This is a genomic window from Algoriphagus litoralis, assembly GCF_003259255.1.
GTDB lineage: Bacteria > Bacteroidota > Bacteroidia > Cytophagales > Cyclobacteriaceae > Algoriphagus > Algoriphagus litoralis.
The window spans coordinates 49,568-76,090 of the sequence record NZ_QGOL01000002.1 but is presented as its reverse complement, the minus strand read 5'-3'; the positions used below and the strand labels follow the sequence as shown (position 1 = coordinate 76,090).

The window sequence follows — 26,523 nt, the reverse complement described above, 5'->3', positions numbered from 1 at the left end:
CGACTATGAATTTCCCACTAGTTTCCATCATCTCTGCTACTTACAACTCCAGCCATTTGCTGAAACATGCGATTCAGTCTGTCCTGGATTCTGACTTTCAGGATTGGGAACTTGTCGTGGTAGGTGATTGCTGTACTGATGATACGGAGGCAGTGGTTTTGGGATTTTCTGATCCTAGAATTCACTTTTACAATCTGGAAAAAAACAGCGGTCAACAAGCCACTCCCAACAACTTTGGCTTGCAAAAGGCTAGTGGGAAATACATTGCCTTTCTCAATCAGGATGATTTGTTTTTCCCCGATCATCTCTCGCAGTCCATTGAGGAGATTGAAAAATCTGGAGCTGAATTTCTCATAGTTCCTGGCATTAAAATCCTGATGTCAAATCGGGCAGATTTTGATGCGGGCAGGTATCCGGTCCAATTGTGTAGTGTCCACCCGGACGGGAAGTTTTCTACCAATGTTTTTAGCGTGGCTTCCACCTGGTTTTTGAAAAAGGAAGTAGTTCCAAAGCTTGGTCCTTGGAAGTTGGAAAAAGACTTGTACATCACTCCTTCACAAGAATGGATTTTTAGAGCGTTTTTGGCTGGAATCCAGTTTCATTTTCCGAGTAGAGTCGGGAGCTTGATTATCTTGAGCGGGGAAAGGAAAAACTCCTACAAAAAAAAGTTCAGTCATGAGCATGACTATTTTTCCAAAAGGCTTCGTGACAATGAAATGAAAGCCCAACTTCTGGAAAAAGCCTCAATTTGGGCCTACAAGGACTTGCAGTCACAGCTTTTTTTCCAACCAAAAATCCTATTCAAAAGAGTGATTGGTTTGCCTTTCGACTGGATACTGAAGCAGCTGAAAATTCACCCTTCGGCAGTTCGATGGCGAAAAGCGTGGGGAAAAAGAGGAAGCTTGATCCAAAAAGTCCGAAACGATACTGGATTAGACTGATTTTTTTAACTGTTAGACCTGCTGAGAAGAACTTTATTTGGGTAATCAGTATGATTGCCAAAACCTTAAAGAAAAAATAATATTGCGTGCAGAATATTTCGTCGAATTTAAAGTAAATCGCTTGCTTTAAATTTCCATGCCAAAAGATCGATTCAAGCAACTGTTTCAGAAATGGTCCCTTGTGGGCAAAGTTCTCCCACTTGTTTTGGGAATTGCGGGTCTAAAAACTGCAGCTCATTTAGCAGATTTGGAAGTCATGGAGCTCAATACGCTCTTTACCAGTTTGGTGGCAGGCACGATTTTTTTGATTGGGTTTTTGATCAGTGGCGTACTTTCCGATTTTAAAGAGTCTGAGAAACTCCCCAGTGAGCTTACCGCTTCTTTGCGGTCCATGTGGGATGATACGTACACGATCTGGAAAGCCAAAGATTCAGCTTCTGCTAAGGAATTATTTGACTATTATCGAATGCTTCTCGCAGCTTTGAGTGCTTGGTTTTATAAAAAGGAGCGAACGCTGATCCTCCTGGAGAAAATCAGTGGAATGAATGATTTTTTTGTGCTCCTTGAAAAAGAAGGGGTACAGCCAAATTACCTCATCAAAATGAAAAGTGAGCAAAATGCTATCCGCAAGATGGTGTTGAGAATTGATACAATCCGGGATACCTCATTTGTGGGATCTGCTTATGCGATTGTGGAGGCAATGGGATTTTTGACGGGTATTGGGCTTATTTTGATAAAAATAACCCCGTTTTATGCCTCCTTATTTCTGACCATATTGGTTACTTTTTTGATCTATTACATGATTCTCCTGATCAAGGATTTGGATAATCCTTTTGATTACGCAAATCATGGTGAGGCAGGTACGGAAGTTTCCTTAAAGCCACTTCATGACTTGGAAAAACAGTGGGGGCTCTGAACCCTCTCTGACCAGTAGGATTAATATAAATTCCAAGAATTTTCTGATTATCAGTAAGTCAGAAGGTTTTTTTTACTGGGAGCAATCCGTATTTTGAATCAAAAAAATATGGCTAGTCGAATTTTTCCTGCGCCGAATAAAAACCCTTGGTTTCACTACAGAGGTGAAAATCCCGATCGATTGGATGGACTGACAGATGCCGTATTTGGCATTGCGATTACCTTGCTCATCTTTAATCTGACTAATCCCAATTCTTTTGGAGATATGGTAACTTTTACCAAAACTCTCCCAGCGTTTTTAGTCAGCATAGCTTTTCTTACGCTGATTTGGAGAGAGCACGTGAAATTTTCAGTGCTATACGGATTGGCAGATTCCGTCATTGTTTCCCTTAATATTCTCTTCATCGCGCTGGTCATTTTTTATGTCTATCCCCTGAGGTTTTGGACTTTATTTTTGACCAATTTAATCTTTCAAACTGACCTTCAACTCCAAATAAAAGGAAACCAAGTTCCCGATTTGATGATCTTTTACGGGTTCGTGGCATTTGGGATATATTTTACGATGCTTCTCCTTTACATCAGGGTGTTTAAAATCCGACTCAAACTCAGATTAAATTCAAAGGAAGTAATTCATACAAGGATGCACCTGTGGCGAATGGTGATCATGTGTGGTGTACCGATCTTCTCCATCCTCATTATTATACTATTTAGAAAATGGAGTTTTATATGGGCTTCTTTTTGGGGAGGTATGGCGTATATGCTATACTCTCCACTGATGTTTTTTTGGATCAAAAAATATGAATCTTTGATGAAAGAAGACTCGGACTTTTTTACCGACTCGATAGACTAACTTAAATACAAATGAAAGCTCTTTTCACGATAGGACTACTTGTCCTATCCAACACCTTTATGACGCTCGCTTGGTATGGCCATCTGAAATTTGCCGAGTGGAAATGGTTTAGCAAGCTGGGCCTGGTTTCGGTGATTCTGATTAGTTGGGGGATCGCGCTTTTTGAATACCTGTTTCAAGTGCCGGCAAATAAGATAGGCTTTTCAGGAAATGGTGGACCCTTTTCTCTAGTCCAACTGAAGGTCCTGCAGGAAGTCATTACTTTGGTGATTTTCATGATCTTTACTTTGATTGCGTTCAAAAATGAAACCCTGAAACTCAACCATCTAATCGGAGCGATCTTTTTAATACTGGCAGTTTACTTTATTTTCAAGAAATGAAAACCCAAAAATGCCCCGATTAGTAAGCTTGGCTCTATTTCTGATTCTGCTGACTGCACTGATTTCATGTGAGAAAAAGGAGACGAAAAATAAACCAAACGTGATTCTCATCCTTACTGATGATCAAGGATATGGGGATGTAGGGATTCACCAAAATCCCGACATCAAAACTCCGGTTTTGGATCTGTTGGCTAGGGAATCAGCCAAGTTTGACCGATTCTATGTCAGTCCGCTCTGTGCACCCACGCGAGCTAGCTTGCTTACTGGGAGGTATCACTTAAGTACTGGGACCGTTTCGGTTTCCAATGGTATGGAAACCATGGATGCAGAAGAGTATACTCTGGGAGAGCTATTTCAGGATAATGGATATCACACAGGAATTTTTGGAAAATGGCACAATGGGCAACATTATCCGCACCATCCATTAGCTCAAGGCTTTGATGAATTCACCGGATTTTTGGCGGGTCACTGGTCCAATTATTTTGACACTCAATTGGAGAAAGATGGTGAAAGTCAATCTTTTCCCGGCTATCTCCCTGATGTTTTGACAGACGAAATCTTGGAATTTATCGACAAAAATCGGGATCAGCCTTTTTTCGCCTACCTCGCTTTCAATACTCCTCATAGTCCCCACCAAGTTCCGGATGAGTTTTATAGCCCATACAAAATGACAGGGCTGGAGGATGAGCTGGCAGCTGTATATGGAATGGTGAGTAACATTGACCACAACATCGGTAGGATATTGGAAAAGCTTGAACTCCTTGATCTAGATGAAAACACGGTGGTGATTTTCCTGACTGACAATGGCCCAAATGGAAACAGATTCAATGCTGGAATGAAAGGCATCAAGGGTTCTGTACATGAAGGTGGCGTACGTGTTCCTTCTTTTTGGAAATGGCCGGGAACCATTGTTCCTAGCATAATTCATACTCCTGCTGCGCATATTGATATTTTACCCACGTTGGCAGAGCTACTTTCCTTGACGGTAAACGGAGAGCGGAGTCTTGATGGGATCAGTCTGGCCGCTTCGCTCAAAGGTGAACCCCAAAACGTATCCAGAGCTATCTACTCCCATGTGGCTTTCTCTCAAGGTGAATTTGGTCCCTTTCCTGGCGCCATCCGCAGAGACTCGCTGCTGCTGGCTTTGCTTCATTCAGGATTTGAATTATATAACTTAAAAGATGATCCAAACCAAACCGAGAATCTGGCTTCACAAGCTCCAGAAACAGTAGATAAGCTCTCAAAAGAGTACCTCACTTGGTTTCAAAAAGTGGCTCCTCCAAATCTGGCTGATCGTCCAATTCCTGTCACGAGCCAAAGCCCCGAGATTTTTTTACCAGCCTACGAGGCGAAATTCACCGGAGAAATCCGGTTTTTTGAAGGGCACGGATGGGCCCAAGATTGGCTGACCAATTGGAAGGGTGAAAGTGACAGCATTTTTTGGAAGGTGAATGTGCTCGATTCTGGAGAATTTGAGGTGTTTTTGGAATACACTGCCAGTGAAGACCAGGTTGGGGCAAAGATGAAATTGACTCATGGAGCATCTCACTTGGAATGGATCCTTTCGGAAGCTTTTTACCCCAAATCTATTTCAAGCCCTGATCGAGTACCACGAAAAGAAGCGCCTGAACAAACTTGGGGTCTAATCTCAATTGGAAAAATCCAATTAGGTCCTGGCCTTCAAGAATTTCGAGTGACTGCAAGTGATATTCCCCAGGTAGGGCTTGGTGATATCTACAGCATTAGACTTCGTCCGGTGGAGGCTGGTGAAAAATAAACTCATGGAAAAAAACAAATCAACCAAAAACCTTACGCTTGATCCTGAAAATTGGCCCGCTATACGCCAACTTGGCCACCAGATGATCGATGACCTTTTTGATTATTGGGAAAATATCCGCGACGAAAAGATCTGGAAACCTATTCCTGACTCTGTAAAACAGCACTTGGAACAATCCATTCCCGAAGTGGGCCAAAGTCCGGAGGAGGTGTATCGGGAGTTTAGAGAATTTATCTTTCCATACAACAAGGGGAATGTTCATCCCCGCTTTTTTGCCTGGATTCAAGGGACTGGAACGCCCTTGGGTGTTTTGGCGGATCTTTTAGCCTCTGGTATGAATCCTAACGTGGCTATCGGAGAGCATTCGGCCATGTATGTAGATCGGCAAGTGGTCAATTGGTGTAAGGAGCTGATGAACTTCCCCGCGGATGCTTCTGGAATCCTAGTAAGTGGAGGCTCGATGGCGAATATCACCGCACTGACTGTGGCAAGGAATTCATTTCAGAATGAAAATATTCGGAAAAAAGGGCTGAAGGCTGCCTCAGCTCAGCTGGTGTTGTATTGCTCTGTGGAGACCCATTCCTGTGTCCAAAAAGCGGCTGAAATCATCGGTTTGGGGACCGAAGCAGTTCGCAAAATAGAGGTAAATGAGCGATATGAAATGCTGATAGATAGATTGGACTCTCAGATTCAGGCAGATCTGGCGGCAGGACTTTTACCCTTTTGCATAGTGGGCACTTCGGGTACAGTGAATACCGGAGCAATAGATCCCATGGATGAGCTGTTGGTCGTATCGAAGAAATACGGGATGTGGTTTCATGTGGATGGTGCCTATGGCGCCCTTGCAAAACTTGATGTAAAATATGCCTCCCGGCTAAAAGCTATCGAGCAAGCAGATAGTCTCGCCTTTGACCTCCATAAGTGGCTGTATGTCCCTTATGAAGTGGGGTGTACCTTGATCCGAGATGCCGATAAGCATCGGGAGTCCTTTGCCATTACTCCCAATTACCTACTTCAGGAGAAGCGGGGCTTATCCGGAGGTTTGGATTCGATCAATAATTACGGATTTGAACTTTCACGAGGATTCAAAGCGCTCAAAATCTGGATGTCGCTCAAAGAGCATGGCAGAGAGAAATATGCACAAATGATCGCCCAAAACAACCGGCAGGCAGAATATTTGGCAGAATTGGTCGAGTCCCATCCTGATCTCGAGCTGATGGCGCCGGTATCCATGAGTATCACCTGCTTTCGGATGATCAAACCGGGCCATTCAGAGGATCAGCTTCTGGACTTGAATCGTGAGATTTTACTTCGACTCCAAGAGGAAGGGATTGCCTCGCCAAGTTCTACGATTTTGAATGGCAAATACACCCTTCGAGTAGCTAATGTCAATCAGCGTACTCGCATGGAGGATATGGATTTATTGATCAGAGAGGTTTTGAGAATTGGAAGAGAAGTTGAAATATAACTTCCAAAAAAGCATAAATTCGATAAACATCCAGCCCTATGAAATCAATCTTCTATTTGATCGTTTCGGCGATCTTCCTTTATTCCTGTGGACAAAAAGCCCAAATCACCAACTCAGTTGAAGACCGATACCTGGTCGCATTCAATACCTTTGAGCCAGATTCTTTGGCAAAAGATAATTGGGAAATCCGAGTTTTGGATCCGGAGGATAGCAGCAAGCACTCCAAGAATATAAGTAATCATCCCGATGTGGCTTGGACTTATTTGGCAGTGGCGGACAAGATCTATTTCATCAGCGATCGTGATACTGCTTACAGGAATTTCTTTCTGTATGAAATGAAGTCTGATGGTTCGCAAATTAAAAAACTGTCTGACCTTAGGTTGGAAGACAGTTGGATGGATTTGGATTCGCAGACCAATGAAATGATTGTATCGGCAAGACCTGAAGAGGGGATTCGCTATCAACTTTTCCTGATCAATCTCAGTAATGGCGAATTTAAGCCATTTACTAATGATACTTCGTTTAGATTTCAAGATCCCGTTTTTTCTCCGGATGGATTACAGATTGCTTTTGTAAAAAGTCCAAAAGCAAAAGCTGAAGGAGTATTTCCGGAGGTTTTCCTCATCAAGAGGGATGGTAGCGGGGAAAGACAATTAACCCATTTTCCGACAGATGATCCTGCAGCAAAAGGTTTTGGATACAAAGCTGGAGCACTTAAATGGCACCCCACGGAGAATTTCATTTCCTATGCGAGCTCTAGAGGTAATGGAACTTACATCTTTGGCGTCAGTCCAGATGGATCTAAGCAGTGGCAGATCAGCGCAGGAGGCAAAGATGAAGTTTACCATGACTGGAGTCCGGATGGGAAATGGTTTATTTTTGACCAATATCAGGACACAATCTCGAGGCAATATCACATCGTTCTGATGGATTGGGAGAGTAAAGAGTCGAGAATCTTGACTGATACATTGCTTAAAACCCAGCTTGCTCCGGTTTTTGTTAAGAAACAGCGCAATTTGGGTAGTTGAAAAAGTGTGGTTGGCGTAATTTTGGCTAATTGATCTCAAACTTTTAATACCAGATATGAAAACAATAAAACTACTAGTACTCGTTTTTGGTCTTGCAATCTTTGCGGCCTTGGAATCACAAGCTCAGGAAGTCGGTATCCGCTTCGGCAATGTTAATGGGAACAATGTTGCCATTGATGGGGTCTTCGCCTTGGGAGATTTCAGCAGAATCCACGCCGATGTCAGCTTTGGAAACGGAGGAGTAGGTATTGATGCACTTTGGAACCCGGTTTACGATGACATCGCAGACTCAGATTTCAAATGGTACGCTGGTTTCGGTCCTTCATTGTTTCTTGCGGACAATTTCAGATTTGGTGTGGCTGGAGAGATTGGTGCAGAATATCCTTTTTCAGAGATTCCCATCACGATTGGACTCGACTGGAGACCTTATTTTATCATTGTCGAAAACACTGATTTTGATGCTGGTGGATTTGGCTTAAATATCCGATGGAGATTTAATTAAACAACTATTGATAAGAGCAGGGTAACCTGCTCTTTTTTTGCTATGGAATTGATCATCGAAGGCGAATTTTTTTTGGAAAGATTTCCCGGAAAGGGGGGCTGGACTTTTATCAAGATCCCTAGTACACTTTTGCCTTCCGGCAAAGCTTTTGGAATGCTCAAAGTAGGTGGAACAATTGATGATTTCACCTTCGAAGGAAAGCACCTCATGCCTATGGGTGACGGACATCTTTTTATGCCGATAGCGAAACCCATCAGGCAAGCCATCGGGAAAGAAGAAGGAGACAGGGTACACTTCACACTATACCGTGACGAAATTCCCACATCCATTCCCGCCGAATTAATCGATTGTCTGGAAGACGATCCTGGAAAACTTGTGCTGTTTCAAAAGCTGTCGGATGCAGAGCAAAAGCAATGGATTGAATATATCTACAGCGCAAATTCGGAAGAGACCAAAGCAAACCGAATCGTCAAACTTCTGTCAGATCTCGGTCAGAAAGCTTAGAATTCAACAATAATCCCAATCGTAGGCAATAGGTTTCCAGCTGGATTTTCAATTAGTTTCAATTGATACCTGTTTGGATCATTTGGATCCACTAGAATAGATCCGGAATCATCACGGACAGGGATTAAAATCGGAGGTTGCTCTGCCTGGAAGTTGTAGAGATTCTGGATATCCACATACCAGTTTAGGTTCCAGTTTTTGAAAAAATACTTTTTATCTATGCGCAAATCCAACTGATGGAATGGATCCAAACGGATCGCATTGATTTGCGAATAATCTAAAATCCCTGCACCTCTGAGGTCCCAATTGCTGATCAAGCTGGATTCTTCCAAATCATATGGGGTATAAGGTGTCCCTCCCAAAAATCTCCATCTTGTGCCCACTTCCCAGTTTTTGCCAAATCGTTTTCCGGCAGTCAGGCTCACTATGAACCTATTATCCCATGATGAGGGTACAAATCCCTCGGTATTGGGATTGGTAAATTCACTTCTGACCAAAGTCAATGCGGCAATTCCGTAAAAGTCATTGAAAAGCCGCTGCTGTGCCAATATCTCCAAGCCATAGGCTCTTCCTTCTGCATTCGATGCTACCGGTTCATTGCCGATCACCCCAAAGTCAGCACCCAAGTTTGCTAAGGCGATACCATTTCGGATCGACGAAGGGTAGTTGCTGTATTTTTTGTAGAATGCTTCAGCTGTAAATCGCCGATTTTTCTCCGGAACAAGAAATTCAATTCCTGCGATCAATTGAGAATTTCTGATAAAACGGACATCATTGTCTTGGTTTTCAAGCTCTCCTTGGTTATTTCGGTATCCCAATACGGTGTATGGAGGTTTTTGGTGATAGATTCCAGCATTGGCAGTGGCAAAGAGATTTGGTTTCAGTTGGTAGGAGGCAGAGATTCTTGGACTGATTTGGTTCAATGGGTTGGAGGCAGTTGCTCCAAAATCAGAACCGTCCATACGTATTCCTCCTGTCAGAAGGAGGCGATTGTTGGAGAAATTTTTGGAACCCGAGATGAATGCTCCGTATTGGTTGAAGAAAGAAGTGGATTCCACGTCGATGACTTCACCTGAAGAGGCCAACGTTGCCCGGTCAAAATTGCTGATGAAGTATCGTGAATATTGGTAGTTTAGTCCATACTTGATTGTATATCCATTTCCAAAAATGCTGTTTTCTGCTCTGAATTTGTTTTCTGATTCTTGAGAAGAATAGTCAAAAAGCAAGTTTGCCTCGGTGCTGTTATCATTGCCTGCGTATTTGATGGACTGATTGTTCAGCATATTTCGACTCAGGACAAAAGTCCAAAATCCATTTTCCCGAAAACGCTTTAGCTTCAATCCAGTAGTGTAATTCCACTGAGTCTGAATCGGCAGTACATCCAATAGGTAAAGTCTATTTTCCCGTTCTTCCTCGGTTTCGTCCTCCGGGATATCCTGATTCAGCTCGAAATTATCAATCGCACCCACACCGATGAAAGTCACCTCCGTTTTTTCATTGAGCTTGGTGGTGGTTTTCAGCTGGAAGTCATTGAAAGTAGGAAGGAAAGGCAAGCCCAATAATCGAAACAAGCCCTGCAGGTAGGATCTTCGGGCAGAAAGCAAGTAGGTGGTTTTCTCAGAAATCGGCCCCTCATTGGATAGGGTTAGTTCAGAGGCACCCACTGTCAGCTGTGTGGCCATTTTGTCCCTACGTCCTTCTTTGAGTTGAATTTCAAAGAAGGAGCTCAGGGCATCCATTCTATTGGCTGGGAACCCTCCTGCAATAAGGTCTACGTTCTTGATCAGATTGACATTCAAAATACCTACAGGTCCACCGGATGATCCCTGGGTGGCAAAGTGATTGATCACGGGCACCTCTATCTCATCTACAAAAAACTTATTTTCATTTGGTGCACCTCCCCGGATCAAAATGTCATTTCGAAAACTGGGCGTACTTGCCACTCCCGGGAGAGCTTGGATGACTCTGGAAATGTCCCGGTTTCCCCCCGGATACCGCTCGATTTCATTGGTGTTTAGTTTTCGGACGGAAAGCGGTGTTTCCTCAGATCGCGTAAATTCACTACTCACGACCACCTCATTGAGTTCTGAGGCATCTTCTTCCAAATCAAAATCCAGCTGAACCGCACGGGCCAGCGTGACTTGAACTTCAAAGGCTGTGTTGCTTTTATATCCCACAAAACTTGCTCGCACATTGTACAGCCCGGGAGGAATTCCGCTGATCTCGTAGTTTCCTTCCTCATCAGTGATGGCTCCAAAGTCCGTATTCAATACCAAAATATTGGCAAAACCGACGGGTTGGTTATTGACGGGATTGGTGACCTTTCCCCGGATTATACCTTGCGAAAAAGCCTGAAGGGTTACGATAAAAAAGACCAGAAGGGTCAGTCTGATTTTCATTTGGTGAGGAGTTTTAAACTAAAATCAAAATAGAGTCATAAAGTTTCGGATATGACAGAATATTGAAAAAAATCAGCGGAATTAAGCCGTTTGTTGCTCTTTCACTCTCCAAAGTCTCCACCAAGGAGTGCCTGGAGAGTCATGGTGCTCATAGTGATATCCGAAAAAATAACAGCTAAGAAATGCCCAAATATGATTGGTGGATTGGGAGGTCGAATGATGTTTATTGTCGCTTTCGCCCATGTGCGGAAGGTAAGTTCCGAAGTAGAAAAGTTGAAAAGTGGAGAGTATTGCTGGTACCATCCAGAAGACGATGAGGTTTTCTGTTGGCAAGAAAAGTTTCAGGATATTAAAAGTCACCGCCATGAATAAGATCTGCCATACGGTGACGTACTGTTTGATAAAACTCAGGTACCAAATGAAGAATTTTCCCGAAGGATGGTAATCCGGATCCTTGTCAGTGGCTACAAAGCGATGATGTTCGTGGTGTTTTGGAAAAAGTTTCCAATAGAAATTATAGGAAAAAAGTAGTGCAGCAATCCATCCTGTGAGGTTATTCCACCTTTTATTGGAAGAAACTATTCCATGCATCGCATCGTGCGCAGTGATGAATAGGCCGGTATAGAGATGCATTTGAATCAGTATACCCAAGTATACCACTGGATTTGTCCAATCGAGGTCGACTTGCAGGAGGTATACCAATGATCCTGCCCAAAGAAAAATTATGGTCCATCCGATTACTAATCCCTTGGGATCAATTGTAGTAGAAAAGGAAGTCTTTGCCGGATTCATGGCTGAATCGGTTTCGTTCAAAGGTTAAGAATTCGTTCTTTCACTTGCTCCATGAGCCACATAGGAGTGGAGGTGGCTCCGCAGATGCCGACAGAGTCGTTTGGATTGAACCAGTCCGAATCGATTTGATCGGGGTTGGAGACAAAGTACGTATTTTGATTTTTGTCTTTGCAGACATTATACAGCACTTTTCCGTTGGAGGATTTTGTGCCGCTGACAAAGACGATTTTGTCAAATTTTTCTGCAAAATCCCTGAGCTCCTTATCCCGGTTTGAGACTTGGCGGCAGATGGTATCGTTGGTATTAACTGCAATTCCATTTTGCCTCAGGATCTCATTGATTTCATAGAATTTGTCGGTGCTTTTGGTCGTCTGGCTGTAAAGAGTGATACTTTTTGGCAAGCTCGGAATGTCCAGTTCAGAGATGTCTTGGAAGACCACGGCTTTATTATTGGTCTGGCCAAGTAATCCGATCACTTCAGCATGTCCATGCTTTCCATAGATGTAGATCGTTTCGTCCTTGTCAAATGAGTTTTTGATTCGATTCTGCAGCTTCAAAACTACCGGGCAGCTTGCGTCTATCAGGGTAAGGTTATTTTTGATCGCCAATTCGTAGGTAGAGGGTGGTTCCCCATGAGCACGGATGAGCACCTTTTCATTGGTAAGCGCATGCAGTTCCTCATGGTCGATGATTCTCAATCCCTTTCTGGTCAGGCGGTTTACTTCTTCGTCATTGTGCACGATATCTCCCAAACAATACAAATAGCCTTGCTCGTCCAAAATTTCTTCTGCCATTTCGATGGCATAGACTACGCCAAAGCAAAAGCCTGAATGATCGTCTATTTGAACTTGGAGATTTTTCATAGCTTTTTAAACATCTTGGAGCTGGAATTGTTTCTTCGGCTTCGAATACTTTCGAAGATACTGATATTCATCAGAAGGAGCGACATAGAATAGATTGAATCCTCAATGGGCACAGTCCAAATTCTGATACCTAGATTTTCGGAATTGTTATAAATGACCACTGGCTCTTCAGTCAATCCCCCCGTCAGGACCCCATTGCATAGCATAAAAGGGATCAAGTGAACGAGGTAGGCAAATAAGAATCGGCCGAGGTAGCGATCATTGAAAACCAAGAAATGGATCAATAGAACTGCCGCTCCAAACAGAAAATTGACAGAGGTATACCATTTGTCAAGATGAAGTAATCCCAAGCCGATCAGAAAGGGAACCAAAATGTAAACAAACGGTTTGCCGAAAGGCAGGAAGTAGTCTTTTGGGAAAAAATAGATCAGCACTTCATAAATAAATACCGATGCAAAAGGAACTACCAAGAAAAACAACCATTCTTCCAGCGGAAGCCCAAGGTAAAATAGTCCCAGCACATATCGGGGATTAAACTCCCAAACTCCAATTTTGGTAAACCAATAATCCCAAACGATGAAAACAAAAGCAGTAATCAGGATCGCAGGAAACAGCGCATACCATTTGGTGGAATACCGGATCCGACGTTCAAAAGATTGTGCCAGCGGATAGGACAAGGCAAAGAGTATCACACCTATGTATACATATTTTTCCATCAGGTGATTCCAAGTTTGGATTCGAAATATGTTCCTAGGAGGAGTGAGATCTTTTGGGAATTAGGAATTCTGATCCGCTTCTGTGTGATCGTTTCGGCTGGAAGGCCTTTGATTTTGTCAAAAAGCTTTTGGTAATACAGGTAGGCGACTTTCACACCAAGCTTTGCGCATTTGGGAAGTTGCTCGATACCGATCAAGGAATCATCAAAATCCTTTTGGATGTCCTGTTCAATCAGGTTTTTTACTGATTTGTCGAAGTGGTTGAAATCAACTCCGGGAAAATAGACCCTTCCCCGCTCCTCGAAATCACTTTTGATGTCCCGAAGAAAATTTACTTTCTGGAAAGCAGCACCCAATTTACAGGCAGGTTCTCTGAGTTTGAGATACATCTCCTGATCACCATCACAGAACACTTTGAGGCACATGAGCCCAACGACTTCGGCAGATCCGTAGATGTATTCGTGGTATTTGGAGTCGTTGTAGGTCTTGAAGTCAAGGTCCATTTCCATGCTGTGGAGAAATGCCTCTATCAGATCCAAGTCGATCTTGTATTTGTTCACAATCAGTTGGAACGCATGAAGAACAGGGTTCAATGAAATTCCCGCTTCAATAGCCTCATAGGTGTCCTTTTTGAATCGTTTCAGGAGGGATTGCTTATCCTGATTATGAAAGGTATCCACAATCTCGTCTGCATAACGAACGAATCCGTAGATGGCATAAATCGGTAGGTGTAGCTTTTTGTCCAGGGTTTTTATCCCGAGCGTGAAGCTGGTGCTATACCGCTGTGTGATCAGCCGGCTGCACTCCAAGGTGGTTTGGTCAAAAAGCGCAATTGCATCCATTGCTTGAATATACCTTTTTGTCTACAATTTGTTTTCTTTCATCACCTCTCTCGCCACTACCCCTCCTGATATCAACGACGGAGGGACACCTGGTCCAGGCACCGTCAGTTGTCCTGTATAATACAGGTTTTTCACCTTTTTGTTTTTCAGTCCAGGCTTTAAAATCGCGGTTTGGAATAGCGTATTCGCCAGTCCATAGGCATTACCCTTGAAAGCATGGTAGTCAGCTTTGAAATCCGAGTGTGCGTAGGATCTTTTGTAGACAATGTGAGAGCGGATTTCCTGTCCGGAAATTTTTTCAAGGCGATCCATGATGATCCCAAAGTATTTCTCCCTCATCTCTTCCGAATCTTCCAAATCCGGAGCCAAAGGAATCAAAAGGAATAGGTTTTCCATACCTTCCGGCGCGACAGTCGGGTCTGTGATTGAAGGGACAGAGGCATAGAATAAGGGCTTCTCGGGCCATCGTGGATTGGTGTAGATAGCGTCTGCATGAGGTCCTAGTGGTTCATCAAAAAACAAGTTGTGATGGCGAAGATTTTTAAGGCGCTTATTTATTCCAAGGTAAAAAAGCAAACTCGATGGCGCCATCACACGCTCATCCCAATATTTTTCTGAATAGTTGCTGTATTCAGGATCCAACAAATGTCTGTCCACATGATGGTAATCCGCACCGGCAATTATAATGTCGGCTTTGATGATTTCTCCAGATTTTAGCACCAGGCTTTTGGCCAAGCCATTTTCCACATTGATTTTTTCTACTTCGGCGGAATATTGGATGTGGACACCTTTTTCTTCTGCCAGGGATACCATCCCTTTGATGATTTCATGCATCCCTTTCTTTGGATACCAGGTACCCAAAGCAATGTCGGCATAGTTCATTAAGCTGTAGAGTGCAGGGATATTTTCTGCAGTTTCCCCGAGAAATAATACCGGAAACTCCATCAGCCGGATGATCTTATCGTGGGAAAAATACTTCCTCACATGCTTAGACATAGACTGGAAGATGTCCATTCGGATCATGTCCACAAGCAGACTTGGCGAAGCAAATTCCATCAAAGATCTACTTGGTTTTTTTACCAGATCATGAATCCCTACCTGATATTTATATTTGGCCTGTGCCAAAAATTTATCTAACTGGGCACCAGCACCGGACTCGATGTTATCCAGCATCTGTTTAAATTCACCCAAATCCGCAGGAATATCCAAAACATCTTTGTCACCATAAATGACTGCGTAGGAAGGATCCAAGCGCAGCAATTCGTAATAGTCTGAGGGTTTTTTACCAAACTGGGCAAAGTAATCTTCAAAAACATCCGGCATCCAATACCAACTGGGCCCCATATCAAAAACAAACCCCTGGTGTTCGAACTTTCGGGCTCGACCGCCTGGGGAATCGTTTTTTTCAAGAAGGGTGACTGAAAAACTTTTGGTATTCGCTAGATGTGTGGCTACTGATAGTCCTGCAAATCCGGACCCGATTACCACGACATGTTTTTTAGGCATTGAATTAATTTTTATGCTTGTAGACCATCAAGTCCTCCTTGAGAAGTTTACGGGCAATATGAATCCTATTTTTTACAGTTCCAATTGGAATTTGGAGCTTTTCGGCGATTTCATGGTACTTGAATCCTCTGAAGTGCATCATGAAAGGTGTTTTGTAGACATCATCCAGTTTGTCAATCGCCTCATTGATGTCGTCCATGGTAAAATTGCCGAAAACTCCATTTTCAATCAGCGAGTCACTGGAGTTGATGTAATGAAGATTATCAGTTGTGTCCACGAAAGTTCCTCTTCTCACCATCCGTTGGTAATTGGTGATGAAGGTGTTCTTCATGATGGTGTACAGCCATGCTTTTAGGTTAGTACCCTCGGCAAATTTGTCTTTGTTGGTGAAGGCTTTCACCATGGTGTCTTGGAGTAGATCATTGGCATCATCTACATCCCGAGTCAGTTTCATGGCAAATGGCTTTAACGAGCTAGAAAGCTTGTTGAGTGAGTAGCTAAATTCAAGAGTCGTCATGGCTGTTTGTTTTTGTTGAATCAAATCTAATCATGATTAAACAAAATGCAAACATAATGTGGAATTTTTTTTCAAAAAGATTCAACAAATAATTTCAAATACTTTAATTGATTGATAAATGGCAGTATGAACGACAAAAGGCACCTTTTTTACAAGATGCCTTTTGTTTAATTAATGAATCGTTTATTTAAACTATTTCTCCTGAGGCACCAAGGTCATTTCATCCAGCAAAACCTTGATATCTCGGATATAGGTCATCAGCTTCACATTTGGAGGGAGCATGAGATCCTGACCGATCACTTGGTAGCCGGTGACCAAGATTTGCGTTTTTGAAAAATTTTCAGCCAATAAGTTCAGGTATTCCTGGGCAGATTCTGAAGTCGGAGACGTGGTGATCACAGTCATCATATACTCTGGCTGATGAATGTTGTATACTGTCATCAAGTCATCATAAGGCGTATTTTGTCCAAGATAAATGACCTTGTTGCCCTTGCTTTTGATCAGAAAGGATGCAAACAATAGGGAAATCTCATGCAGTTCTCCTTCTGGTAAAAACAGCAGAAACTTTTTTCCGTCTCCGCTGACTACCTGCCCATCGATGGCCACGATGAGTTTTTGGCGAACTAGGTTTGAAATAAAATGTTCGTGAGCCGGATTAATCGCACCAGTCTGCCAGAGTACACCGATCTTGGACATGAAGGGATAGACAATGTTCATCATGGTCTGCTCGAAACCAAGCTTCAGGATGTTGGTGGATAGGACCTTGTCAAATCGCTCCTCGTCCATTTCGATCATGCAGATCGTCAGAGCGTGGATCTGATCGTCGTGGGTCAGTGTCCTGTCGGTCAGTTTCATCACCTCAGCCCGCATTTCTTCCATATCCATGGAAGCTATCTTGCTGATTTTGTAGCCGTTATCATTAAGAAGGGCTACATTTAGGATGAGTTTAAGGTTATCGTCGTCGTAGTACCGAATGTTGGTATCTGTCCGTTTTGGGCGAATCAAATCATAGCGCTGCTCCCAAATACGAAGTGTGTGGGCTTTGATTCCCGACAGGTGTTCCAGATCTTTAATTGAATAAGTGCTCAATTTTCCTCGTCTTTAAAGAATTTTTTGGGGACTACAAAAAGGCCAAACGAAACCGCATCTTCTTTTTGATTGGTGCGGTGATGTGCCTGATGGGCTTTGAATATACCCTTCAGGAAGGTGGTTTTTGGTCGATCAAACCATTTTAACCTGCGGTGTACCAGTACGTCATGAAGTACAAAGTATAATAGTCCATATACGCTGATACCAATACCCATCCAAAATCGATAATCCAAAGTGTCGATTCCTTTGATAATCAAAATCACAGCAACACTTCCGAATAGCAATGAGAATAAATCATTCAGCTCGAAGAACGTCTTCGAAGGTTGATGATGGGTTTTATGAATCATCCAAAGCGGACCATGCATCAGGTATTTATGAATAAACCAACCTGAAAATTCCATCGTCGCAAAACCTAAAGCAATAAATATGAATGCTGTAATCATTATCGGGATAACCTGAAATGGGGAATTTTGTTGGATACAAATTTCAAATCTGCAATATATTGAGGGATTTCTTTTGTTTGGACTGAAATACTATTTGGTCAAACTCCCAAAGTGAAGTTTAAAATTGCAAAGAATAGGATCATCGTCGTCAAAAGAAAGGCAGCAATCGGGTTTGACTTTTCAAAATTTGCCTTTCGGTAGATCAGCTGAATCAGAAATGACACCCCAAGCCATCCTACGTAGTTTTCCATAGGAATGATATCAAACTTCCATGCCCAGAAATCTAATGCCACGGCTACCGGCTCCATGATGTAATCCAAAGAGGTCATGGCTATCGCTGCCAGAAGAGCCGCGTAGAAATCATTGGTGACTTTGTGGAAAATCGTGCCAGTAAGGTAACTCAGGATAAACCAATTGACACCAATGATGATCGGCACCTCCCAAAGCTTTGGTCCCAAAGTGGGTCCATAGACATAGTCACCGTATAGATAGCCTGTATGTATTCCGATAATCTCTGAGCCAAAGCCAATCCAAAATGCCGCTGCCGCAAAGACAGGAAAAGCATCAGTCCAGCCTCTGTGAAAAACCAAAATAATTAGTAGCGAGGACAAGAGCTGGGCAGGAGTCAGCATCAAAAACAGATCCTGGTACTCCGGAAGGCTTAGTCCGATGATCCCAACCAGATGCAGGGCAACAATTATAATCTTAGCAACCGTCAATTTTGTGATCCTGGATTTCTCTGGCGAAGGGGCAACTTTATGCATATTTGACAGTGTAATCGGAGATAGGTTTTGTGATTTTTAACTTTACAGCCTGATCTTTGTTAGGCACAAAAGTAAATAAAACCCAATTCACTGATTATGATCCTCTACAATATTACAATAAACGTATCACCAGATATCGAACAGGACTTTATCTCTTGGATGAAATCGACCCATATTCCCGAGGTCATGGAAACTGGTATTTTCCATGATCATAAGTTCTTTAGGCTGATTCACAACACGGAAGACGGCACGACGAACTATTGTATTCAATATTTCACCGAGAATCTGAAAATGATGATGGAGTACGAAAGTAAACATGCCGCGGGACTTCGGGCTAAAACCCAGGAGCGATATCAGGACAAGGCTATCGCATTTCGTACTTTACTTGAAACCATCTAATATGCCAAATTACCTTAAACTAATCATAAGCTTAGCTCTGCCCCAACTCGCAGGAGGATTGGGGGCGTTTTTTACGATCACCTCTATCGAAAGCTGGTACGCTACATTGAACAAACCAAGTTGGAATCCGCCAAACTGGTTATTTGGACCGGCTTGGACAGTTCTTTACATCCTAATGGGAGTTGCCTGCTACTTGATCTGGAAGAGTGATCACCCGCTGAAAAAACCCTTGTTGAAGCTCTATGGAGTGCAATTAATTCTAAATGCACTTTGGTCGCCAGCTTTTTTCGGGATGGAATCTCCGCTGATGGGTTTGCTGGTCATTATTCCTCTTTGGATTGCTATTCTGTTGTGTATTATACAGTTTAGAAGAGTAAGTCCTGTATCTTCAGGGTTGATGGTTCCCTACTTGCTTTGGGTTACCTTCGCGACTTCATTGAATACCGCTATTTTGATTTTGAACTAAACGAAAAAACCAGCTGAATTCAGCTGGTTTTTTGATTTTTCAGATAAAGATAAACTTAATCCTGCACGCCAGTGGTTACTTTCGGCGCCGCTTTGGTCCAGGAGCTTACATCCAATTTTCTAGGAGTTGGAAGGATTTCGTCCAGTGTGTTTCCATCGTAGACCCTTCCATTTTTCACGACATGCGTGATGGTGTTTGTATTGCGGATATTTTCAAGGGGATTCTTATCCATGATCACCAAGTCGGCTAATTTTCCGGTTTCGATACTTCCGAGTTCTTTGTCCAGACCCAGTGATTCAGCGCCTAGGATAGTTGCGACTTTGATTGCGTCTAGATTGCTCATTCCTCCACTGGCTACAGACCATAGCTCCCAGTGATAGCCCAAACCCTGAAGTTGACCATGAGATCCTACCCCTGCAAGTCCGCCTTGAGTTACAATGGAATTCACCCCTTTTGCATGTTTTTGGAAGACATGATCTTCTGGTGCAAACCATCCACCGAGTCCACCTACTCTTCTTCTGGCTTTGGAATTCATCTCATTGTAAGGAGTGAATCGATTTAGCTTCGGATCATGAAGTGGGCTTTCGGTGGTGTAGTAGAAGTTTTCTGCCCATGGACCACCATAAGAAACCAGCAATGTTGGTGTGTAGGCCATTTTGCTCTCGGCAATAGTCCGAGTCACATCTGAGTAGAGTGGATACACCGGAATCGAATGTTCGTGTCCCGGATAGCCATCAAATAGCTGCGTCATGTTCAGCTTGTAATCCAATCCGCCTTCTGTGGTAGGCATCAATTTTTGTTCATTCGCTGCCATGATCACCCACTGACGATGTTGACGATTGCCGACCAAGTACATCTTGATGTATTGCGTGTTGTAATATTTGCTGTACTGCTTCAGGACACTTTTAGCCTGATCGAGTGACTTGAGATTGTACATCCAATAGCCGACTCCAGGACCGGTAGAATATACCCTAGGGCCGGGTACCATTCCTGCCTCGACCATGTCTCCGTAGGTCAGTACGTCTGTGGTTGCAGTCTGAGGGTCTCTCGTTGTAGTTACACCATAGGCAAGATTTGCAGCATAGATCCAAACGGTGTTTTTGTGTAGATTCCAGGAAGGCCACATGTGCGCATGGGTATCGATGAAGCCAGGCGTGATAGTTTTGCCTGTGGCGTCAATGATCTGTGCTTTGCCGGCATCTAAGGTTCCTGTCGCGCCTACGGCCTTGATTCTGTTATTTTCGATCAGAATATCCCCATTTTCGATCACTTCATTACCTTTCATTGTCACGATTCGGGCATTTTTCAACAAAATGCTCCCGCTAGGTGTGTCTTTGGCAAAGTACACCTTCACTTGGTGTTCTGCAGGTTTATAGGTTTCTTTTTCTTTCAGTTCTGCCTTGTGAATACTGTCCGCTTTTGCCAATGTTTTGTCGGCTTTGAAAAGTGAATCGATTCGCTTTTTGTCTGCTTTTGCCAAAGAATCGGCAAGTTTAACGGCCTCATCTCCTTTCGCTTTCAGCGTAGAAACACTGTCTGCATCTGCAAGCATTTTAGTCTTTTTGACAGACTTGACAGAATCTTCGATAAACTCTGCCCGCTCGATGTCATAGACCCAGTGTCCGTTTCCAAGAGACCAGTGTATTTTTTTGCCGTCAGCCTCCCAAGCTGGAAATTCTCCCCCGATTTCGGTGAGTTGACGGGAAGGGAAATTGCTTGAAGCCGGATCTGCCACGTTGATGGAGGGAACCTTTCCAACGGTCGGAATGGTGACTACATAAACATTATTGTTGACTTTTGCCAAGGCTTTATTACCCACAGGAGCCATCAGAATGGTACTAGCACTGGCAGGAGTCATTTGTGGTTCCCGGGAATTTGATCCTTCGGGCAGCATGCAATAATTCACCGCGTCAGCTGTGGAGACAGGCACTCCCATCACATAGTTGACGGTTGAGATTTCTTCCAAACTGGCATGTTCATGATCAGAATGTGGATCTGCTGCAGAACCAAAAGGTGTGATTCCGGAGATTCGAGCATAGACTTTTTCGTCCGTTCCATCCCATTTCACACTTAGCAGTGCTCCTCCTGGACCATTTAGATATATTCTTGTTGTGTCTTGAGTAAAGTGCGCATTTCCATAGTTTCCGGCGTTCATGATTTTTCTAACTGAGCCACCTGAAGTAGGTATCCAAACTAATTCCGCTTCGGCACCGCTTACACCGGGTCCTTCGGCTTCTTGTAGTAATCGGCTGGCCCCTTTGAATACCACGATCTTATTATTTGGACCCCAGGTTGGAGCCATGTATAGCGCTGATTCTGTTGTCAATTTGGTCACTGTTCCTCTAGAGCCAAATGATGCTTTGTAAAGGTGGCCTCCAGTTTTTTCATCCCAGGTAGTGAATACCAACTGGGAACCATCTGGACTCCAGCTTGGCATGGCTTCGGTAAATTCGTTTTTGGTCACACGGATTGGATTTCCATTTGGATAATCCATCACATAGAGTCTGTTCAAAGCGGTAAAAGCGAGTTTTTTTCCATCTGGAGATGGCGCTGCATCGCGAATTTGGGTGGCAAGTTTTGCGGTCGTGTCTTTGATTTCGTAATTGAAATAGAGTCTTGGGCCCATGGCCAGTTTGACATCTGCTTCGAAGGGAATCTCGACTGCCGGACTGCCATCGATGGCCAGTTTCCAGATTTTTCCTCCATAGGAGGCAATGACAAACTTGCTGTCCGGAGTGAAAGCCATGGCCGGTAGGACACCCTGAGGTGCGATTGATTCTTGTTCGTCGCGTTGTACTGGATAGGCTAGCCAGTTTTCTTCACCTGTTTTCAAGTTTCGAAGTACTAATCCCGTCTTATCGTCCCAGCGGGAACCATAGACCATCCAAGCACCGTCTTTGCTCAAGGTCGGGGTGAATGCAGACCCATATCTCGAGGTGATACTCGTAATATCTCCTTTGTCCAGATCATAGGTTCCGATTTGGTATTGCGGTAGTAGCGCATTGTAGTTCCACGATCCTGATCGGTGAGAGAAGTATACTTTTTTACCATCGGGACTGACAAAAGGATCAATGGTTTTCATCGAACTTGGATTTTCATTGAGTTGGATTCCTCCTCCTCCATCCTTATGGTACATCCAGAGTTTGGTGATTCTACGTCCCTTAGCCACGACGATGTATTGACCATCCGGAGTCCAGTGTGCTCCCGGAACGTCACCATTTTTGTCCTTTGTGACTTGAACGGTATCTTTTTTCACCATATCGATATACCAGAGGTTGTCATTCCCAGCACGGTCTGAGGTGAAGAGGATTTTTTCTCCATCAGGGGAAAATCGCGGATGCGTCTCGTACGCGATTCCTGTAGTAATCGGAGTTGCTTTACCTCCTTCGATAGGCAGGGTGTAAATGTCGCCCATCAGGTCAAAAGCGATGGTCTTCCCATCAGGACTGATGTCTACACTCATCCAAGTTCCTTCTTTGGTAGTGAATTTTACTTCACGCTCGGGCTTGAGTGGCAGATCTTTAAATTTCGGATAGTTCAGACTATCTTTCTTTAGGCTGTCTTCGAGGGATTTAGGCTCATGGTCAAAAGGTTCCATGTCTCCTTTTGAATTAGGAACCAAAGCAGCAAAGCTCACAGTAGCACCTAGTGCAAGGAGAAGAGCGGGTTGGGTGAATTTGAACATAGGGTGTCAATTAGGGCAATGAATCTACTGGGATTCTTTGAAATTTTATACAGAGGAATGTGGCCCAGGGAAAAATAGATCGAATGCGGACGTTTTTTGGCTGTTTAGCCCAATATTTAGCGGGTAAAGAGGTCTAGTTCTTGTCCAATTCTAACGCAACAATAGTTGCGAGTTCATTGAGTCTGGGTAAAAGCCTATCTAAGAAGACTAATGAATAGTGGGTGGTAGATTTGTTGATCTGGACAAATTCTAAGAACTCCTCTTTTTTGATCGATGCTTTATCGGTTATTTTTTGGGAAATGATCTGGTCTCCATCCTTGGCCTCTGTGATCATGCGTAAGGTAAATCCTTCCATGAGTTCTGCTTCTTTTTTTTCGTTTTCCTTAATATTTTCAAGAAGTTTTTCTGTCCGAGGGATTAGAAACTCATAGAGATCGGCCATTTTTGATCGGAGGGAATCGTTGGTAATTTTATCGATGCCTCCGGATTTGATGGATCCATAGGTGCCGGCATTATACTGGAAAAGTGCCCCGGTTTCCAAATTTTCCATGTGGAAATTCAGGGAATCAAGATCCCCCTCCTGGGTTTGATAATATTCCAGAAGCTTGTTGGCAGAACGTTCTCTATCATGGAGCATCCGAATTTGCGAACTGAAGTATCGGATATCCTTGTCGAGGGTACTTTTGAGTTCCCTGAGCATCTTGATTTCATAAGCCCGGTTTTTACGTTCTTCATTCCAGGTATTGATTTGGAGGGCAATCAGGATCCCGATCACTACCAAAAAAATCTCGCCAATGGCATAGGCTAGGTACTGGGTGATTTTTTGTTCTTTCAGGAAGGAATGACGGATTTTCCGAAACAGCGAGATCATTACCGATGCCGAGGTTTAGTTGCTCACTTCGTAGACAGTTACCGGATTGGCTTTATTTTTTAGAGCCATTTCTCCTATTCGATTGAAGTTGAACTTGTCTGGAATCTGTGCCTGACAATGTTCCATGATCAGAATTTGGCCAGGATTGGCTTTGGACTGAAGTCTCGCGGCGACGTTAACAGTGTCTCCGATTACTGTATAATCGAGTCGTTTGAGTGATTTGGAACCGATATTTCCTGAGACCATCTCGCCGGAATTGATTCCTATGGAGACCTGAGGCTTGAAGTGGGTCGCCTCGGAGTATTCCGGGATTTTTTCCATCTTTTCCTGAATAGCCAAGCAGGCCTTGATTGCTCTTTCCAGATGATTTGGACCTTGGAAGACTGCCATCACTGCATCGCCGATAAACTTGTCGACGCTTCCTTTTACTTCAATGATTTCCCTGACCATCAGGTCAAAGTATTCATTCAGGAGGCCAACTACGGTATTGGGGTCCTCGTTTTCAGAGATTCTGGTAAATCCACAAAGATCTACGAAGGCAACTGTGCCTTCGATGGTTTCATTTTCCATCAGAGCGGACTCGATTTCTTTTCCACCCATAAAATTCAAAACAGTTTCGTCGACATACATTTTGAGGATGTCATTTTCCCGGATTGCTTTGATGTTGGATTTGATCTGATTGATATAGCTCAAAGTTTTCTCTACCGTGATCTCCAAGTCTTGGAAATCTACTGGTTTGGTCACAAAATCAAATGCACCCAAATTCATCGCCTTTCGGATATTTTCCATATCTCCGTAGGCTGAAATAATTACGGTTTTGAGAAGAGGATTCTGTTCCTTGGTGTTGGAGAGCAGTGTCAAGCCGTCCATCACGGGCATATTGATATCGCTGAGAATCATGTCGATATCGGGATGCTCTTGGAGGATGTCAAGTGCCAGCTGTCCGTTTAGTGCAAAGAACAACTCGTATTCACCGGAACGAATCTTCTGTCTGTATTTTTGGCGGAAGAGCATTTCCAAATCTTCCTCATCATCCACTACCAGGATTTTTGCCATACTATTTGTCGGTAAGCAATTCTGCTATTTCATTTTTGAGGGATTCAAAATCCACCGGTTTGGTAAAAAAACCCTTGGCTCCGGATTTGATAGCCTTATTGTAGTTTTCCTTGTCTCCATACGCCGAAATCATGCTGACTTGGATATGAGGAAATTTGGTTTTTATGTTTTCCAAAAGCTCCAGACCACTCATGCCTGGCATATTGATATCCGAAAAAACATACACAACATCAGGAGAGCCTGATTGTCCTAAATAATCTAATGCTTGTTGCCCAGAGAAAGCAAATTCCACCTCCAGTAATTTGCTTTTGATCTCTCTTCTGAATTTCTGTAGAAACATGATTTCTACATCTTGCTCGTCATCTACAATTAAAATTTTCATTTGAAAAAAGTTAAGTTTTCGTATTTGGTAATACTAATGTGAATCGGGTAAATTCTCCTACCGATGATTCAATTTCCAACGTGCCTAGGTGGGATTTGATAATGTCATGTGTAATGCTCAATCCCAGTCCTGTCCCTTCGGTACCTTTCTTAGTGGTGAAAAAAGGCAATAAAAGTTTGTCACGTATCTCCTCCGGGATGCCCGGTCCATTGTCCTCCACTTCTATCAGAACCCTGTTTGGTAAGTGCTTGGTTCTGATCTCTAATTTAGCTTTATAATCTGATCCTACCATACTTATTTTGTCGCGCATAGCATCAAAAGCGTTTTTTGTCAAATTAAGTATGACACGGCTGAAATCCTCCGAGTTCAATGAAACCAGTCCGATAGTTGGGTCAAGATCAAGCTTGATTTCCACATTGATTGGGTTTTTGTTGGCCCGCATCCCATGAAAGGCCAAATTGGAATATTCCTCAATGAGTGCGTTAAGGTCGGTGGGTTCCATGATACCTGTCCCACCTCGGGAGTGCATTAGCATCGATTTGACGATGCTGTCAGCTCTTGAACCATGGTGACGGATTTTTCCCAGATTGGATTTGACATCTTCCAGGAGTTCTAGAATGTTTCCAACATCCAATTTGTCCACCGGCTTGGATAATTCCTCCTCGATCTCAGAAATAAAATCTTGGCTGAGTTCAGAGAAGTTGTTTACAAAATTCAGCGGGTTTTTGATTTCATGCGCGATCCCAGCCGTGAGTTGGCCGAGGGAGGCTAATTTTTCCTGTTGAATAAGCTGTTGTTGTGTTTCTTTGAGGGTCTGAATAGCCGATTCCAATTCTGCATTTTTCCTGTGCAGATCTGAGGTTTTTTCATCTACGAGCTTCTGAAGGGCTACATTTTTTTTGATCAGTTCGTTTCTGTGCCAGGTGTCTCCCTCGGAATCTACGCCCTGCGAACCGTGCCAATGGATTAGTTTCCACCTCTCATCGTTAAATTCAAATACTGAACTGAAGCGCAAAGGCAGAACATTCTCCGTCTCACCGATCGTGAGTGTGATGATGAAGTCGTGAGTGAAAATTGCGGCATTTTCCTGAGCAAAGATCTTTTTGAAAATTGGTTTGGTCTCAAACCTGAGGTTCATACCCAGCGATTGTTCCCGCTGGATCTCCATGAGTTTTCTAAAACCGGCCAGATCCAATATCCTCTCGTCAGCGGTGGACCCAAACCCCATCACCACTTCCGACACAAATTCCTCCAGCGTTTCCAGTGGAAAATCATCCTTGATCGTAGCGTCAAAGACTCTTCTGAGGGTGTCGAGTAACGCTTGTTCTTTTTGGGCGTCCATGATGTTTTTTCTTGGGTCTGGATTTT

26 protein-coding genes are annotated in these 26,523 nt (G+C 43.4%); 11 read left to right on the top strand and 15 right to left on the bottom strand.

All coding sequences use genetic code 11. From position 1 onward, the window contains the following. Positions 1-5 precede the first annotated feature (5 nt). From DK188_RS00275 to DK188_RS00235, 9 genes are all read left to right on the top strand, one after another. Positions 6-941, top strand: coding sequence for a glycosyltransferase family 2 protein (locus DK188_RS00275; protein WP_111668784.1), 936 nt, complete (start codon positions 6-8; stop codon positions 939-941). A gap of 136 nt (positions 942-1,077) precedes the next feature. Further along, positions 1,078-1,857: a hypothetical protein gene (locus DK188_RS00270; protein WP_111668783.1), complete on the top strand. Its 780-nt coding sequence runs from the start codon at positions 1,078-1,080 to the stop codon at positions 1,855-1,857. 108 nt (positions 1,858-1,965) lie between these two features. Then, a complete protein-coding gene (locus DK188_RS00265; RefSeq protein ID WP_111668782.1) occupies positions 1,966-2,706 on the top strand; it encodes a TMEM175 family protein in 741 nt (246 codons plus the stop codon). An 11-nt stretch (positions 2,707-2,717) separates the two neighbouring features. Further along, positions 2,718-3,086: a DMT family protein gene (locus DK188_RS00260; protein ID WP_111668781.1), complete on the top strand. Its 369-nt coding sequence runs from the start codon at positions 2,718-2,720 to the stop codon at positions 3,084-3,086. 10 nt (positions 3,087-3,096) lie between these two features. Further along, positions 3,097-4,863, top strand: coding sequence for an arylsulfatase (locus DK188_RS00255; RefSeq protein ID WP_111668780.1), 1,767 nt, complete (start codon positions 3,097-3,099; stop codon positions 4,861-4,863). Between the two features lie 4 nt (positions 4,864-4,867). Beyond that, complete coding sequence (locus tag DK188_RS00250) at positions 4,868-6,331, top strand: pyridoxal phosphate-dependent decarboxylase family protein (RefSeq protein ID WP_111668779.1); 1,464 nt, start codon at positions 4,868-4,870, stop codon at positions 6,329-6,331. A 38-nt stretch (positions 6,332-6,369) separates the two neighbouring features. After that, on the top strand, positions 6,370-7,359 hold the full coding sequence (locus DK188_RS00245) for a TolB family protein (RefSeq protein WP_111668778.1): 990 nt from the start codon (positions 6,370-6,372) through the stop codon (positions 7,357-7,359). A gap of 55 nt (positions 7,360-7,414) precedes the next feature. Beyond that, entirely contained in the window at positions 7,415-7,861 is a 447-nt protein-coding gene (locus tag DK188_RS00240; protein WP_111668777.1) for an outer membrane insertion C- signal, read from the top strand. Positions 7,862-7,903: 42 nt separating this feature from the next. Continuing rightward, positions 7,904-8,365, top strand: coding sequence for a YdeI/OmpD-associated family protein (locus DK188_RS00235; protein WP_111668776.1), 462 nt, complete (start codon positions 7,904-7,906; stop codon positions 8,363-8,365). Here DK188_RS00235 and DK188_RS00230 read toward each other — a convergent pair. From DK188_RS00230 to DK188_RS00185, 10 genes are all read right to left on the bottom strand, one after another. Then, positions 8,362-10,764, bottom strand: a complete 2,403-nt coding sequence (locus DK188_RS00230; protein WP_111668775.1) for a TonB-dependent receptor — start codon at positions 10,762-10,764, stop codon at positions 8,362-8,364. The two genes, DK188_RS00235 and DK188_RS00230, sit on opposite strands and share 4 nt — an antisense overlap. A gap of 81 nt (positions 10,765-10,845) precedes the next feature. Beyond that, positions 10,846-11,556, bottom strand: a complete 711-nt coding sequence (locus tag DK188_RS00225) for a fatty acid desaturase (protein WP_111668774.1) — start codon at positions 11,554-11,556, stop codon at positions 10,846-10,848. 17 nt (positions 11,557-11,573) lie between these two features. Continuing rightward, positions 11,574-12,419 (bottom strand): 4-hydroxy-3-methylbut-2-enyl diphosphate reductase, encoded by an 846-nt coding sequence (locus DK188_RS00220; RefSeq protein WP_111668773.1) that lies wholly within the window; start codon positions 12,417-12,419, stop codon positions 11,574-11,576. Beyond that, on the bottom strand, positions 12,416-13,135 hold the full coding sequence (locus DK188_RS00215) for a lycopene cyclase domain-containing protein (protein WP_111668772.1): 720 nt from the start codon (positions 13,133-13,135) through the stop codon (positions 12,416-12,418). The genes DK188_RS00220 and DK188_RS00215 overlap by 4 nt, the downstream gene beginning before the upstream one ends. Continuing rightward, positions 13,135-13,977: a phytoene/squalene synthase family protein gene (locus DK188_RS00210; RefSeq protein ID WP_111668771.1), complete on the bottom strand. Its 843-nt coding sequence runs from the start codon at positions 13,975-13,977 to the stop codon at positions 13,135-13,137. The genes DK188_RS00215 and DK188_RS00210 overlap by 1 nt, the downstream gene beginning before the upstream one ends. 21 nt (positions 13,978-13,998) lie before the next feature. Then, positions 13,999-15,483 (bottom strand): phytoene desaturase family protein, encoded by a 1,485-nt coding sequence (locus tag DK188_RS00205; RefSeq protein WP_111668770.1) that lies wholly within the window; start codon positions 15,481-15,483, stop codon positions 13,999-14,001. 4 nt (positions 15,484-15,487) lie between these two features. Further along, positions 15,488-16,000 (bottom strand): RNA polymerase sigma factor, encoded by a 513-nt coding sequence (locus DK188_RS00200; RefSeq protein ID WP_111668769.1) that lies wholly within the window; start codon positions 15,998-16,000, stop codon positions 15,488-15,490. Positions 16,001-16,192: 192 nt separating this feature from the next. Continuing rightward, positions 16,193-17,089: a MerR family transcriptional regulator gene (locus DK188_RS00195; RefSeq protein WP_111668768.1), complete on the bottom strand. Its 897-nt coding sequence runs from the start codon at positions 17,087-17,089 to the stop codon at positions 16,193-16,195. Next, complete coding sequence (locus tag DK188_RS00190) at positions 17,086-17,532, bottom strand: sterol desaturase family protein (RefSeq protein ID WP_111668767.1); 447 nt, start codon at positions 17,530-17,532, stop codon at positions 17,086-17,088. Before DK188_RS00190 ends, DK188_RS00195 begins: the two co-directional genes overlap by 4 nt. A gap of 98 nt (positions 17,533-17,630) precedes the next feature. Further along, positions 17,631-18,296, bottom strand: a complete 666-nt coding sequence (locus DK188_RS00185) for a carotenoid biosynthesis protein (protein ID WP_111668766.1) — start codon at positions 18,294-18,296, stop codon at positions 17,631-17,633. Positions 18,297-18,392: 96 nt separating this feature from the next. Between DK188_RS00185 and DK188_RS00180 the strand changes: the two genes are divergently transcribed. Together DK188_RS00180 and DK188_RS00175 are read left to right on the top strand one after the other, a co-directional pair. After that, entirely contained in the window at positions 18,393-18,695 is a 303-nt protein-coding gene (locus DK188_RS00180; protein WP_111668765.1) for a DUF4286 family protein, read from the top strand. 1 nt (position 18,696) lies between these two features. Continuing rightward, on the top strand, positions 18,697-19,161 hold the full coding sequence (locus DK188_RS00175) for a TspO/MBR family protein (protein WP_111668764.1): 465 nt from the start codon (positions 18,697-18,699) through the stop codon (positions 19,159-19,161). Between the two features lie 55 nt (positions 19,162-19,216). Here DK188_RS00175 and DK188_RS00170 read toward each other — a convergent pair whose 3' ends face one another. The 5 genes from DK188_RS00170 to DK188_RS00150 form a co-directional block, all read right to left on the bottom strand. Then, positions 19,217-22,846 (bottom strand): amidohydrolase family protein, encoded by a 3,630-nt coding sequence (locus tag DK188_RS00170; protein ID WP_111668763.1) that lies wholly within the window; start codon positions 22,844-22,846, stop codon positions 19,217-19,219. A 133-nt stretch (positions 22,847-22,979) separates the two neighbouring features. Continuing rightward, positions 22,980-23,717 (bottom strand): DUF6090 family protein, encoded by a 738-nt coding sequence (locus tag DK188_RS00165; protein WP_111668762.1) that lies wholly within the window; start codon positions 23,715-23,717, stop codon positions 22,980-22,982. Between the two features lie 15 nt (positions 23,718-23,732). Beyond that, a complete protein-coding gene (locus DK188_RS00160; RefSeq protein WP_111668761.1) occupies positions 23,733-24,773 on the bottom strand; it encodes an adenylate/guanylate cyclase domain-containing protein in 1,041 nt (346 codons plus the stop codon). Position 24,774: 1 nt separating this feature from the next. After that, on the bottom strand, positions 24,775-25,155 hold the full coding sequence (locus DK188_RS00155; protein WP_111668760.1) for a response regulator: 381 nt from the start codon (positions 25,153-25,155) through the stop codon (positions 24,775-24,777). Positions 25,156-25,165: 10 nt separating this feature from the next. Then, a complete protein-coding gene (locus DK188_RS00150) occupies positions 25,166-26,497 on the bottom strand; it encodes a sensor histidine kinase (protein ID WP_111668759.1) in 1,332 nt (443 codons plus the stop codon). Positions 26,498-26,523: the final 26 nt, after the last annotated feature.